The sequence below is a fragment of the Clostridium neuense genome (genome assembly GCF_045310695.1).
GTDB lineage: Bacteria > Bacillota > Clostridia > Clostridiales > Clostridiaceae > Clostridium_S > Clostridium_S neuense.
Genome location: NZ_JBJIAA010000004.1, coordinates 87,487 through 100,851, shown reverse-complemented (window position 1 = coordinate 100,851; position 13,365 = coordinate 87,487). Strand labels below are relative to the sequence as shown.

Sequence of the window (13,365 nt, the reverse complement as noted above, 5' to 3'; positions counted from 1 at the left end):
TTAAAAATAAAAAATGCAATTGATAAACAACTGCATTTTTTATTTTATATAGCACGCTGTACTTTTCCTGAACGTAAGCATCTAGTACATACATGAATAGTTTTTGGAGTTCCATTAACTACAGCTTTAACTGTTCTTATATTAGGAAGCCATGTTCTTTTTGATTGATTATGTGCATGACTATATTGTACGCCAGCAACAACACCTTTTCCGCATATATCGCATTTTCTTGACATTGTATACACCTCCCTTATATATGTAAGAAATACATTCCAAACAAAACACATATCATATTTTATCATATATTGAGCAAAATATGCAAGAGAAAATTAATTTCTTTTCACAAATTATAGCAATTAAATTGCTAAACTTATTGAATAATTGTTTGTTTTAATATAAAATTGTATTATGCTTATAAGTAAGGAGGAATTTAAAATGATGCAGATTTCCAATGAAAATGGGAATATAAATTTTTCTGTGGAAACACTTGCTAATATCATAGGGGTTGCAACTATGGAGTGTTACGGTGTAGTTGGTATGGCTTCTAAGAATGCTAAAGATGGGTTTTGGGAACTCATAAAAGGCGGAAATCTAAGCAAGGGTGTTAAAATAAATTGTAAGGAAAACAAATTGGTTGTTGAGTTATATATTATAGTTGAATATGGTACAAAAATTTCAGTTATAGCAAATAATATAATTCAGAAAGTAAGATACAATGTAGAGAATTACACAGGACTAAAGGTTTCAAGTATAACAGTAAATGTGCAAGGTGTAAGAGTCTAAGGAGGTACTAAAATTGAAACACTTAACAATAGATGGGCATAGTTTTTATAATATGATCGTAAATGCCTGCAATAGACTAGAAGAACAAAAAGAATTTGTAAACTCATTAAACGTTTTTCCTGTGCCAGATGGAGATACAGGAACTAATATGTCCATGACTTTCAGAAATGCGGTTTTAGAAGTTAATGGTTCTAAAAATAGTACAATTGGTGAAATATCTAAAAAGTTAGCCAAAGGTGCACTTATGGGAGCAAGGGGCAACTCAGGAGTAATATTATCACAAATTCTAAGGGGAATTTCCAATGGAATTGGCAATGCTGAGATAGTTGATAGTGAAAAATTTTCACATTGTTTAATGGAAGGAGCAAACTTTGCATATAAAGCTGTAATGAGACCGACAGAAGGTACTATTTTAACTATAATAAGAAGTGCTGGAGAAAGTGCATTAAAAAGCGATAAAACTGATATTACAGAACTCCTAGAAGAGGTATGTAAATTTAGTGAAGAAACATTAAATAGAACACCAGAAATGCTTCCAGTTTTAAAAAAAGCAAATGTTGTGGATTCTGGCGGAACAGGACTTCTTATAATATTAAAAGGAATGTATGAGGCATTAAAAGATGATTTGAAGGTGGAACTTAACGGAGAGATAAAAACATCTAAAACCGTTAAAACAGCTGGAGTTAACGTCGATGAAGAAATAAAATTTGGTTATTGTACAGAATTTATAATACATTCAAATGAAGCCGATGTTACAGAATTTAGAAATGATATATCTAAAATAGGAGATAGTATGATAGTTGTAAATGTGGATGATATAACAAAAGTTCACATACATACTAATGATCCTGGTCTTGTTTTATCAAAGGCTGTAAAACTTGGAGAACTTTCTAAAATTAAAATAGATAACATGAGAGAAGAGCACAGAGAAGTTCTTGGACTTAAAACAGAAGCTGAAGAAAAATCAGGTTTTAATGAAGTTTCTACAGAAAATGAAAACAAAAAATATGGCTTTATATCAGTTGCTCTAGGAGAAGGAATATCAAATATATTTAAGGACCTAGGTGTTGACAGGGTAATAGAAGGCGGTCAGACCATGAATCCAAGTACTCAGGATATACTTTCAAGTATTAATGAAGTTAATGCTGAAAATATAATAGTATTCCCGAATAACAAAAATATAATTATGGCAGCAAATCAGGCTAAAGAATTAGCTGAAAAAAATGTATATGTAATTCCTACAACTACAATACCTCAAGCAATTACTTGTCTTGCTGAATTTGATTACGATGGAGAAGCAAAGGATAATATTGAAAAATTATCGGATGCTATTAAGAATGTAAAGACAGGCTCTGTAACTTATGCAGTTAGGGATACTGAAATGGATGGAGAAGTTATAAAAGAAAATGATATATTGGGTCTTGTTGAGGGAAAAATAAAAAAAGTTGGAAATAATGTTTATGAAGTTTGTGAAGAGATTATAGATAGTATGATTGACGATAATAGTGAACTTATTTCTATTTATTATGGAAAGGACTCAAACAAAGCCGAAGTAGATAAGTTAGTAAAAAAACTTGAGGAAAAATATTCAGATAAGGATGTACAGTGCAGCTATGGTCAGCAGCCATTGTATTACTTTATAGTATCTGTTGAGTAGATATTTATTGTGAAGTTTTATAAAGTAAAAAGGAAAGTAGCAGTGCTACTTTCTTTTTTATAGAAATTGTTTTGGGGTGGAAAGCTATGGATATCAATGCTGATATATCTAATTTAAAAGGAATTGGACCTAAAATGGCGGAAAAGTTAAATAAGTGTGGTATATTTTCTATAATGGATTTGCTTTTGTATTTTCCAAAATCCTATGATAATATATCTTCATGCCCATCTATATTAGATACTCAAGATGGTGATAAAGTAGTTTTAAACTGTATGCCAATAAGGTTAGAAAGGGAATTTAGATCTAGGAGCGGAAAAACTGTAACTAAAATGCTATTTTCTGATGGAAAAAATAATTTTTATGCTGTGTGGTTTAATCAACCTTATGTAAAAAGTAAGTTTAATTATAATAGCTGGTATAAGGTAATGGGAAAAATTAAAAAGACCAGTAAAGAAATTACAATAAATAATCCTGTTATTTTAAGTGGCGATATAGAAGATAACAACAAAATAGTACCTAAGTATGCTCTTTCTGGAACCTTAAAAAATAGTTTTTTTATAAGAATAATATTGGAATTATTAAAACAAGTTAAAATCAGTGAAAATATGCCTAAATGGATTACTGAAAAGTACAATTTCTATGAACTTGATAGAGCACTTAGAGGAATTCATAGTCCTAAAGATAGTGCTGAACTTGTTGAAAGCAGGAGGAGACTTAAATTTCAAGAATTATTTACATATTCGTTAAAAATATTAATGCTTAAAGAGTACGTTAAAGCTAATAATAAAGGCTTTGCCTTTAAAATATCACCAGAACTCAAAGTATTAAAGGAAAAATTGCCATTTAAGCTTACAAATGCACAAAATAGGGTCATAAGAGAGGTTCTCATGGATGAGAAGCGGTCAAATTCTATGAATAGGCTTGTTCAAGGTGACGTAGGTTCAGGTAAAACTGTAGTTGCTTTGATTGCGCTTTTTAATGTTATAAAGAACGGTTATCAAGGTGCATTAATGGCTCCTACAGAAATTTTAGCAAACCAGCATTTTAAAGAAGCTAATAATTTATTCCATGGATTTAATGTGAGTATAGAAATTTTAACAGGAAGTGTAACTGCAAAAAGAAAGAATGAAATAAAAGAAAAATTAAAAAATAACGAAATTGATTTGATTATAGGTACTCATGCTTTAATTGAAGATAATGTTGAATTTAAAAATCTAGGGATGATTGTTACAGACGAACTTCATAGATTTGGAGTTATGCAAAGAAATAGGCTTTTTAATAAGGGAAATAATGTTGATGTGCTTGTAATGACAGCCACTCCTATACCAAGAACCTTGTCATTATATTTATATGGTGATTTGGATGTGTCTATAATAGATGAGCTTCCTCCTGGAAGAAAAAAAATTGAAACCTACTATATAAAAAGCAGTGAAAAGAGCAGAGTCTATAATTTTGCTTTAAAGCAGATTGAAGAAGGAAGGCAAATATATGTAGTATGTCCACTGGTTGAAGAAAATGATGAACTTAAGCTCACTTCTGTGCAAAAACTATATGAAGAATTAAAAAATACATATTTTAGCAAGGTAGAAATTGAAATGCTTCATGGAAAGATGCCTCCAAAGGATAAGGATAGAATAATGAATGAATTTAAGGCTGGAAATATAAAGGTGCTTGTATCAACTACAGTTATAGAGGTAGGAGTAAATGTACCTAATGCATCTGTTATGATTATTGAAAATGCAGAGAGATTTGGTTTAGCGCAGCTTCACCAGCTTAGAGGAAGAGTTGGGCGCGGAGAATATAATTCTTATTGTATTTTAATAGCTGAAATTAAAAATAAAATAGTTGAAAAAAGGATGAGAATAATATCGGAAAGTACGGATGGTTTTTATATTTCCGAGCAGGATTTAAAGCTTCGTGGAAGCGGGGAGGTTTTTGGAATAAGGCAAAGTGGGGATAATGAACTTATTATAAGTGATGTTGTGGATGATATTGATATACTTAAGTTGGCAAATGAAGAAGCAAAAAAGCTTATTTTAAGTAATTCTAAGGAAGATATAAGAATTAAAAAGTATATTGCTGAAAAATTAAAAAGTACGTCTAGATATATATGTTTTAATTAATTTGTATTATATAACAGCACAATTTAGAAATTTAACAAAATAATTTTTGTATGTTGTATATAAATATGATAAAATATTAACGAAAATTTGCCTTGAATTGGAGGAAACATTATGAGGATAATTTCGGGTATTGCAAAGGGAAGAAAATTATTTCCACCAGCAAGTATGGTAACAAGACCTACCTTAGACAGAGTGAAAGAGTCTATTTTTGATATAATTCAAAATGAGGTCCCTTATTCAGTTGTTCTTGATGCTTTTGCAGGAACAGGAAGTTTAGGTCTTGAAGCAGTAAGTAGAGGAGCAAAGAGTTGTATTTTAATAGATCAAAGTCCTGAAACATATAGTTTGCTTAGAAAAAACGTGGAAAATTTAAAATTTGAGGATAAGTGCCAAACGATTAATATGGATTCGTATAAGGCTTTAAAGGATTTAGGCTATAAGAATAGGGAGTTTGATTTAATATTTATTGATCCACCTTATTCAAAGGATATGATTCCACCAGCTGTAGATATTATAACCGATAAGAATATGCTGAAAAATGATGGACTTATTGTTACAAAAATCGATTCAGAAGAAGAAATTTATGAAGGGAATAAAAGCATTGTGCTGACAAGATACAAAAAATATGGGAATACAACAATATGCTTTTATAAACATAAGGAGGACTAAAGATGAAAGTAGCGGTATACCCTGGAAGCTTTGATCCTATTACTAATGGACATTTAGACATAATAAAGAGATCGTCTAGGGTTTTTGACAAGGTTCTTGTAGGAGTGCTTGTTAATCCAGATAAAAAAGGATTGTTTACAATTGATGAAAGGGTAGATATTATAAAAAGAGTTGTATTGCCATATGATAATGTAAGTGTAAAAAGTTTTAATGGACTTCTTGTTGATTTTATGAGAGAGAATAATTCTAATGTTATGATAAGAGGACTTAGAAGTGTAGCAGATTTTGAATATGAACTTCAAACTTCACTTATGAATAAAAAATTAGATCCAGGAATTGAAACTGTGTTTATGATGACAAGTTCTGAATTTTCTTTTTTAAGCTCATCTTCTATTAAACAAGTGGCTTTTTTGGGAGGCTGTATAAAGGGACTTGTACCAGATGAGATAATATCAGATGTTGCGAAAAAAGTAAAAAGCATTAAATAAATATTATTTTGCAATTTGGGGGAATAAATAATGAATATAATGAAGTTATTGGAGTATATGCAGGAAATAGTTGAAACTGGAAGCAAGCTTCCTCTTTCACGTAAAGTGTCAATAAATAAGAAAGAAATGACTGATGTTATAAATCAGATTATGGATGAGCTTCCTGATGAGTTTAAAAAAGCTCAGAAACTTATAAATGATAGAGAAAAGATAATTAGTGATGCTCTTAAAGAAGCAGATGCTATAAGAGAAAGAAATCTTAAAAATATAAGAGAAGAAGTTGAAAAACATGATATTACAAAGGAAGCTGAAGAAAAGGCTCAAAGCATAATAATTTCTGCAAAAAAAGAAGCTGAGGATATAAAGCTTGCTTCTATTGAATATGCATATAAACTTTTAACAAAATTAGATGAACAAATTGAAATTAGAAAAAATGAAACAGTAAATAGAATAAAAAAGGATATGGAACAATTTGATATGGATATTGAAAATGATTTTAAGTCTATAAGGGATATTATAACTGAAAATATAGATGAATTAAAGAATGTTAAATAGCGGAGTATTAGTGTTTGCGCCTTGAAAATTTACTTGAAAATATAGGAACTAAAAAGATTATTATTAAATAGGTATAATACAAAGTGAAATTATATTTTGAAAACTGAAAATTAAAGGTATATTTTGCGTCATTTTTAGGAGAAAAACTTATTAGAATAAAACATATAAGGCTTCCCAAAAAGCCTTGGACTAGCTTCCTGAGTATAAACTTTACAGGAGAAACTTTATACTTACCTACGAATGAGTAAATTTGAGATATGACGCAAAATCCCCCAAAGCATATTAAAAAACTCATTGAAAGCATTTTTAATTCAAAGGAAATTTGAGATGTAGAAATTATTGAACAACCATTAGTCATTTCAATACACCCCAATATTAGTGATTTAACTATGGGATTTTGAATACTCTTGAAAAGTATGGAATTTTTTAATATACCTATTAATAAAGAGAAAAAAACTATAAATCCCATAAGTTGAATCGAAACTTGAATTGCATTTTCAACGCTTTTTTTTATAGAAACGCCAAAATTATTTTCTGATTGAATATTGTTATTTTTTTTTATATCTATATGCATCTTTGGGGCTTTGTAGGGTATTAGTATACCCATAAGAATACAAGAAGCATAGCAGGATGCCAATAGTATGTATCCTGAATGTCTGCTGCCAAGCATAGATGTTCCAACTGATCCCACAATAAAAAGTGGTCCAGCATTGGAGGCAATATTTATAATCCTTTCAAAGGTTTTAAAGTCAATTATTCCTTCCTCATATAAATCACAAGAATATTTTGCTCCAAGGGGATATCCACATAGTGCACTTATGGCTAACACTATTGCTGTATTTTTAGGAAGTTTTTGAGGTTTACAGAGTATACCTAAAAATTTAGAATATATTTCAACACCACCATAATATATTATTAAGTTTGATAAAATCATAAAAGGAAAGACGTAAGGAAATACGTTGTAAAAAAACAGCTTTGCTCCATTTATTGAAAACTTAAAACATATTTCTGGACTTAAAATTATAAATAATACAATTAGTGAGCATACAGCAGTAATTAATATATTTATGGATTTTATAGGTGTAGTTTTTTTTAATAGAAGAAATAAAAGAAATATGATTGGGATCATTAAAATTAATATTACCAAAGATAAGTCCTCCTAAAAATATTATTTGCATAAATTCAAGCTTAAGATAGTTTGATCTATACAATATAATATTTTAGAAGAATAATAGAATATTACATATAATTAAAATATTACCGGTTTTTTTCGGTAGTCATCCAGATAATTTACAGAAGTATTAATTAAACTATAAGCTTTGGTTGATTGTATATCCAGCTTTAAAATTTCATTTTCTATTTTATTTATCTTGGATACCATTGGTATTTTACTATTTGATTTCATCAGCCTTAACATTTCTTTTCCACGCTCATTGAAACCTAAAATTCGTGCATAAGGGCATGGTAATTTTCTTAAATAATCTGTATTATAACAGTCAAATCCTATGTAGTATTGAGTTAAAATTCTTGTAAGACGTGTATATGCATATCTTTTGCTTTTCATATAAACTAGTGCCTCATCAAGGGTAGAACAGTTCGCTAAGGCATCATATATTTTATTTTCTAGTCCCTCTGAAACATCGGGTAAATTTTTTAAAGTGTTTTTATTCGTAAAAATTTTGTACTTTAGAAAATTAAACATTGCGTCTTTAAAAGTAATATTATTTATGTTACTTTTTATTAAGTTAAGAGAAGGCTCTGGTAATAAATCCTTTAATAAATAAGCATTTTTTGATTCTTTTAGAGAGTTTCTTATAGAAGTAGCACTTGGATATTCAGATAACTTAGCGTCTGTATAAAGGCTTCCTCTTCGCTTTACTGTGTAAGGTTTGATTTTGCTATTCAATTTCTTTAAGCTCTTACAGTATTCTATGCCAAGTATATTGTTGGAATATTTTATATCACTTTCTTCTAAAAAAAAGTTTGAATTTTTTGATATAAATTCTTTAATTGCTTCCATTCTTGCTTTAGGAAATGATAAGCCCTTGCTGAGACTTTGTTTTAAATAGTCTTTATACTCTTCTGGCTCATTATTTAATATATCAGCTATCAATTGTATGCTTTCAATATTGCCAGATTCACTTCCAAAGCATATGCTATTTACTATTCCAATGGAGTTAAGAAGGCTTACAGCGCCATATGCAAAGAATTCTGCTGAGGATAAAGAATATATGCATGGAAGTTCTATTACAAGATCAATTCCAGAAAGAATGGCAGATTTTGCTCTGCTCCACTTATCTATTAGCGCGGGCTCACCTCGCTGGACAAAATTTCCACTCATTACACATACTATACCATCGCTGCTACATATTTTTTTTGTTTCCAATAGATGATAGATATGACCTTTATGCAATGGGTTATATTCTGCAACAATTCCAGTTATATTCAAATAAATCACCTCATCAAATATTATAGCAGATATTATGAAATTTTAATCCTTGTAAAAATTTTTAAAATTTTTGTTGAAAATTATGTTGCAAAGGGTTTATATTATATATGAATGTTAGATACTAATAAAAATATTAATTAATTAGCCTAGATAAATAACTTTAGAGGTTAAGTTTTTACTTAAGGAGTATAGACAATTAAATATTTATAACGGTTAAGTTTAAAACTTAAAGTTGGAAAATATGGTAGGTTTTCCGGAGTTTGAAAGGAGAAAAAACATGGATTTAATTGAAAGTTTAATGCAAGATGCTAAAAGAGATAAGAAAAGAATAATATTAGCAGAAGGCGAAGAGGAGAGAAATTTAGTTGCAGCAAACAAAATTTTAAAAGAGGGAATAGCAGATTTAGTTCTTGTAGGAAATGAAGCTAAGATAAAAGAAAATGCTAAAAGACTAAATTCAGATATTTCAAAGGCTGAAATAATGGATCCTAATACTTCAGAAAAATTGGAGGAGTACGTTAAAGGATTTTATGAATTAAGAAAGAAAAAAGGAATTACAATGGAAAAGGCTGAAAAAATGGTAAGAGATCCATTGTACTTTGCTACTATGGCCGTTAAAAATGGTTATGTTGATGGAATGGTTTCAGGAGCAGTACACACTACAGGTGATTTATTAAGACCTGGACTTCAAATAGTAAAGACAGCACCTGGAGTTAAAATAGTCTCAGGCTTTTTTGTGATGAAGGTTCCAGATTGTGAGTATGGGGAAAGTGGACTACTTTTATTTGCAGATTGTGCTGTTAATCCTAATCCTACTTCAGAGGAACTTGCAGATATAGCTATAACTACAGCTGAGACAGCAAAGAAGTTATGTAACCTCGATCCTAAAGTTGCAATGTTGTCCTTTTCAACAATGGGAAGTGCAAAAGGTGAATTGGTAGACAAAGTTACTAATGCTGTTAAGATAGCAAAAGAGCTTAGACCTGATATTGATATTGATGGAGAATTACAGCTTGATGCAGCAATTGAGCCTGAAGTTGCCAAATTAAAGGCTCCTATGAGCAAAGTAGCTGGAAAAGCTAATGTACTTGTATTTCCTGACCTTCAGACTGGAAATATAGGTTATAAATTAGTTCAAAGGTTTGCTAAAGCTATGGCTATAGGACCAATATGTCAAGGTTTTGCAAGACCAATTAATGATTTGTCAAGAGGATGCAGTGCAGAAGATATTGTAAATGTTGTTACACTAACTGTTGTTGAAGCACAAAGAGGAATATAGGGGGTATATTTATGAAAGTTTTGGTTGTAAATTGTGGAAGCTCATCTCTTAAGTATCAATTAATAAATATGGAAGATGAAGCGGTTTTAGCCAAGGGGTTAGTTGAAAGAATAGGAATTGAAGGTTCAGTGTTAACCCATAAGGTTAATGGTGAAAAATATGTTATTGAGGAGCCTATGAAAGATCATACCATAGCTATAAAGCTTGTTTTAAATGCTTTGGTAGACAAAAAACATGGAGTAATAAAAGACATGAACGAAATTTCAGCTGTTGGTCATAGAGTAGTTCATGGTGGAGAAAAATATGCTAAGTCAGTTCTAATAGATGATGAAGTTATGAAATCAATAGAGGAGTGCAGTAAACTAGCACCCCTTCATAATCCACCTAACATAATTGGAATTAATGCATGTAAGGAGCTTATGCCAAATACTCCTATGGTTGCAGTATTTGATACTGCCTTCCATCAAACGATGCCAGATTATGCTTATTTATATGCACTTCCATACGATTTATACAAGAAACATGGTATAAGGAGATATGGTTTTCACGGTACATCACATAAATTTGTATCTAAGGCTGCAGCAGATTTCTTAGGAAAAGATATAAAGGATTTAAAAACAGTTGTATGTCACCTTGGAGGCGGAGCTAGTGTTACTGCTGTAAATGGTGGAAAATCAGTTGATACAAGTATGGGCTTTACACCACTTGCTGGTCTTGTAATGGGAACCAGAAGTGGAGACATAGACCCAGCAATAGTATCTTTTATGATTAAAGAATTAAATATGACCCCAGAAGAAGTAGATACTACTTTAAATAAAAAATCTGGAATTCTTGGCTTAAGTGAAATAGGAAGCGACATGAGAGATATAAAAAAGGGTGTTCGTGAAGATAATCCAAGGGCTAAGCTTGTTTTCAATGTTTTTCATTATAGAATTAAGAAATTTATAGGTGCATATGCAGCAGCAATGAATGGTCTGGATTGCTTAGTCTTTACAGGCGGCATTGGTGAGAATTCTCCAGAGAATAGACATGAAATATGTAAAGATATGGACTTCCTTGGAATAAAAGCTGATGAAGAAAAAAATAAAGAAGCTATTGGTATAGATACAGATATAAGTGCAAAAGATTCAAAAGTAAAAGTTTTGGTTATTCCTACCAATGAAGAATTAATGATTGCTAGAGATACTAAGGAAATAGTGGGAGTATTAAAATAAAACTTGACTTTTATTAGCCATGTTTATATAATAAATTGTGGCTTTATTCCTAAGGGATAAATTAGTGGGTTAATAATAACTAGGGAGGGAATGTTTAGCTTTACTGAGGCTTAGTAAGTGATTTTACTTTGCTTTATATAGTAAACTACTTGCGTAAGTTTGAAGCTAATGGTATTATGATAAATGTTTCTGATTTAACAAGCAAAAAAGTAATAAAAAAATCTTTAGATATTGAACTTGATGTTAAAAAATTTCAAGATGACTTTGAAGAATTTAAAGTAAGAGAACCATTAAAACTTACAGGTTTGCTTACAAGAGTGGGGGATATAATATACCTTGACGCTGTAGTTAAGGGCGTTATTGAACTCGAGTGTTCAAGGTGCCTTGAAAAGTTTCCATATAATATTGATTTGGAAATTCATGAAAAGCTCACTAATAATCCAGAAAATAAAGATGAGGAAATTATCTTTATAGAAAATGATAGTGTGAATATTTGTGAAATTGTTGAAAACAACATTATAGTCTCCCTTCCTATAAAAAGGTTGTGTAAGGAAGACTGTAAAGGGTTGTGTCCAATATGTGGTACTAATTTAAATGTATCTACATGTAGTTGTCATGAAGAAAACATAGACCCTAGGCTTGAAAAGCTTAAAGAATTGTTTTCAAACCGTTAAGGAGGTGTTTACAGATGGGAAATCCAGCAAGAAAATTTTCAAAAGGTAGAAGAGATTCAAGAAGAGCTCAAACATTTAAATTAAGTTTACCTGGAATAGTAGAATGTCCAAACTGCCATGAAATGAAATTGGCTCATAGAGTTTGCAAAAACTGTGGATATTATAAGGGTAAAGAAGTTGTTGTTTTAGAAGCAAAATAAAGGAAAGCTACATAATTTCTTTTATTAAGGTGATTTCGATAAAAATTCGTATAAAATCTATAGAGTATTACCTCTATAGATTTTCATTAAGGATATTTATTGAAAAAGCATATCTAAATTCCAGAATGGTACATCCATCTGGAATTTAATTTTATAAAAATTTTGTGCAAATTAAGGCAATACAATCATTTTTTGCTTAAGTGTATTTGTAAAGGGGTGTTATCATGATAATAGCTGTAGATGGCATGGGTGGAGATAATTCGCCTTCCGAAGTAGTGAAGGGGTGTGTCGATGCTATCAATGAATATGATGTCAACATAATAATTACAGGTACTGAGGATAAAATAAGGGATGAAGTTAAAAAATATAATTTTAATAAAGATAAAATAGAAATAGTTGACGCAAAAGAAATTATAACTAATAATGAGCATCCGGTTATGGCTATAAAGAGAAAGAAAGAATCTTCACTTTATAAAGCAATAAAGCTTGTAAAGGATGGTAAAGCAGATGGTGTAATATCAGCTGGAAGCACAGGAGCCTTAATGGCAGGAGCTACATTCATTATTGGAAGAATAAAAGGAATAGACAGGGTTGCTCTATCACCAATTATGCCAGGAAAAAATGCTCCATTTATGATTTCAGATTCAGGAGCTAATGTTGATTGTAAACCTCAATATTTGCTTCAATTTGCTCTTATGGGTAAAATATACTTTGAAAGCATTTTAGGTGTTAAAAATCCATCTATAGGGCTTGTAAACATAGGGTCAGAAGAAGAAAAAGGAAATGAACTTACAAAGACTGTTCATAAAATGCTTAAAGAAACTGATTTTAATTTTGTAGGTAATGTTGAACCTAGAGATGTTTCGAATGGTGATGTTAATGTACTTGTATGCGATGGATTTGTTGGAAATACCTTACTTAAAATGTATGAAGGTGTAGCATCCAACATATTTAAGATGCTAAAAGCTGAAATAATGTCATCCACTAAGGCTAAATTAGGAGGACTTCTACTAAAAGATGTTTTTAATGATTTTAAGAAGAAGTTTGATTACACAGAATATGGCGGTTCACCTTTTTTAGGTGCAAAGGGAATAGTTATAAAGGCTCATGGAAGTTCGAATGCTAAGGCATTTAAAAATGCTATAAAGCAAACTAAAATCTGCTATGAAAATGGAATAATAGATAAAATATCTAAGGAACTTGAGAGAGCTTCAAGTATAAAAAACAATGATGAACAGGAATAAAATCTAAATAAAAATACTATAATAAATAAA

General features: G+C 30.5%; 14 protein-coding genes. 11 read left to right on the top strand and 3 right to left on the bottom strand.

The window, feature by feature from the left end; genetic code table 11:
- Window positions 1–44: 44 nt before the first annotated feature.
- Window positions 45–236 carry a 50S ribosomal protein L28 gene (gene rpmB, locus ACJDT4_RS05655; protein WP_053240813.1) on the bottom strand — a complete coding sequence of 64 codons (192 nt, stop codon included), beginning with the start codon at window positions 234–236 and terminating at the stop codon, window positions 45–47.
- 199 nt (window positions 237–435) lie between these two features.
- Between rpmB and ACJDT4_RS05650 the strand changes: the two genes are divergently transcribed.
- The 6 genes from ACJDT4_RS05650 to ACJDT4_RS05625 all read left to right on the top strand — a co-directional run bounded on the left by ACJDT4_RS05650 (window position 436) and on the right by ACJDT4_RS05625 (window position 6,275).
- A complete protein-coding gene (locus tag ACJDT4_RS05650; protein ID WP_406786569.1) occupies window positions 436–783 on the top strand; it encodes an Asp23/Gls24 family envelope stress response protein in 348 nt (115 codons plus the stop codon).
- Window positions 784–796: 13 nt separating this feature from the next.
- Window positions 797–2,440, top strand: a complete 1,644-nt coding sequence (locus tag ACJDT4_RS05645) for a DAK2 domain-containing protein (RefSeq protein WP_406786568.1) — start codon at window positions 797–799, stop codon at window positions 2,438–2,440.
- An 86-nt stretch (window positions 2,441–2,526) separates the two neighbouring features.
- A complete protein-coding gene (gene recG, locus ACJDT4_RS05640) occupies window positions 2,527–4,563 on the top strand; it encodes an ATP-dependent DNA helicase RecG (protein WP_406786567.1) in 2,037 nt (678 codons plus the stop codon).
- A gap of 111 nt (window positions 4,564–4,674) precedes the next feature.
- Window positions 4,675–5,232 carry a 16S rRNA (guanine(966)-N(2))-methyltransferase RsmD gene (gene rsmD, locus ACJDT4_RS05635; RefSeq protein WP_406786566.1) on the top strand — a complete coding sequence of 186 codons (558 nt, stop codon included), beginning with the start codon at window positions 4,675–4,677 and terminating at the stop codon, window positions 5,230–5,232.
- Window positions 5,233–5,234: 2 nt separating this feature from the next.
- On the top strand, window positions 5,235–5,720 hold the full coding sequence (gene coaD, locus ACJDT4_RS05630; protein ID WP_406786565.1) for a pantetheine-phosphate adenylyltransferase: 486 nt from the start codon (window positions 5,235–5,237) through the stop codon (window positions 5,718–5,720).
- A gap of 30 nt (window positions 5,721–5,750) precedes the next feature.
- Window positions 5,751–6,275, top strand: a complete 525-nt coding sequence (locus ACJDT4_RS05625; RefSeq protein ID WP_406786564.1) for an ATP synthase subunit B family protein — start codon at window positions 5,751–5,753, stop codon at window positions 6,273–6,275.
- A gap of 7 nt (window positions 6,276–6,282) precedes the next feature.
- On the opposite strand, the gene ylbJ is transcribed toward ACJDT4_RS05625, so the two are convergent.
- Window positions 6,283–7,422 (bottom strand): sporulation integral membrane protein YlbJ, encoded by a 1,140-nt coding sequence (gene ylbJ / locus ACJDT4_RS05620; RefSeq protein WP_406786563.1) that lies wholly within the window; start codon window positions 7,420–7,422, stop codon window positions 6,283–6,285.
- Between the two features lie 102 nt (window positions 7,423–7,524).
- The gene (locus tag ACJDT4_RS05615) at window positions 7,525–8,724 is read right to left on the bottom strand and encodes a nucleotidyltransferase (RefSeq protein WP_406786562.1); all 1,200 of its coding nucleotides are present in this window, start codon (window positions 8,722–8,724) and stop codon (window positions 7,525–7,527) included.
- 277 nt (window positions 8,725–9,001) lie between these two features.
- On the opposite strand from ACJDT4_RS05615, the gene pta reads away from it, so the two are divergent.
- From pta to plsX, 5 genes are all read left to right on the top strand, one after another.
- The gene (gene pta / locus ACJDT4_RS05610; protein ID WP_406786561.1) at window positions 9,002–10,003 is read left to right on the top strand and encodes a phosphate acetyltransferase; all 1,002 of its coding nucleotides are present in this window, start codon (window positions 9,002–9,004) and stop codon (window positions 10,001–10,003) included.
- A gap of 11 nt (window positions 10,004–10,014) precedes the next feature.
- Window positions 10,015–11,217 (top strand): acetate/propionate family kinase, encoded by a 1,203-nt coding sequence (locus ACJDT4_RS05605; RefSeq protein ID WP_406786560.1) that lies wholly within the window; start codon window positions 10,015–10,017, stop codon window positions 11,215–11,217.
- 128 nt (window positions 11,218–11,345) lie between these two features.
- On the top strand, window positions 11,346–11,891 hold the full coding sequence (locus ACJDT4_RS05600) for a YceD family protein (RefSeq protein WP_406786559.1): 546 nt from the start codon (window positions 11,346–11,348) through the stop codon (window positions 11,889–11,891).
- 14 nt (window positions 11,892–11,905) lie between these two features.
- Complete coding sequence (gene rpmF / locus ACJDT4_RS05595; protein ID WP_406786558.1) at window positions 11,906–12,091, top strand: 50S ribosomal protein L32; 186 nt, start codon at window positions 11,906–11,908, stop codon at window positions 12,089–12,091.
- Window positions 12,092–12,315: 224 nt separating this feature from the next.
- Window positions 12,316–13,335 carry a phosphate acyltransferase PlsX gene (gene plsX, locus ACJDT4_RS05590; protein ID WP_406786557.1) on the top strand — a complete coding sequence of 340 codons (1,020 nt, stop codon included), beginning with the start codon at window positions 12,316–12,318 and terminating at the stop codon, window positions 13,333–13,335.
- Window positions 13,336–13,365: the final 30 nt, after the last annotated feature.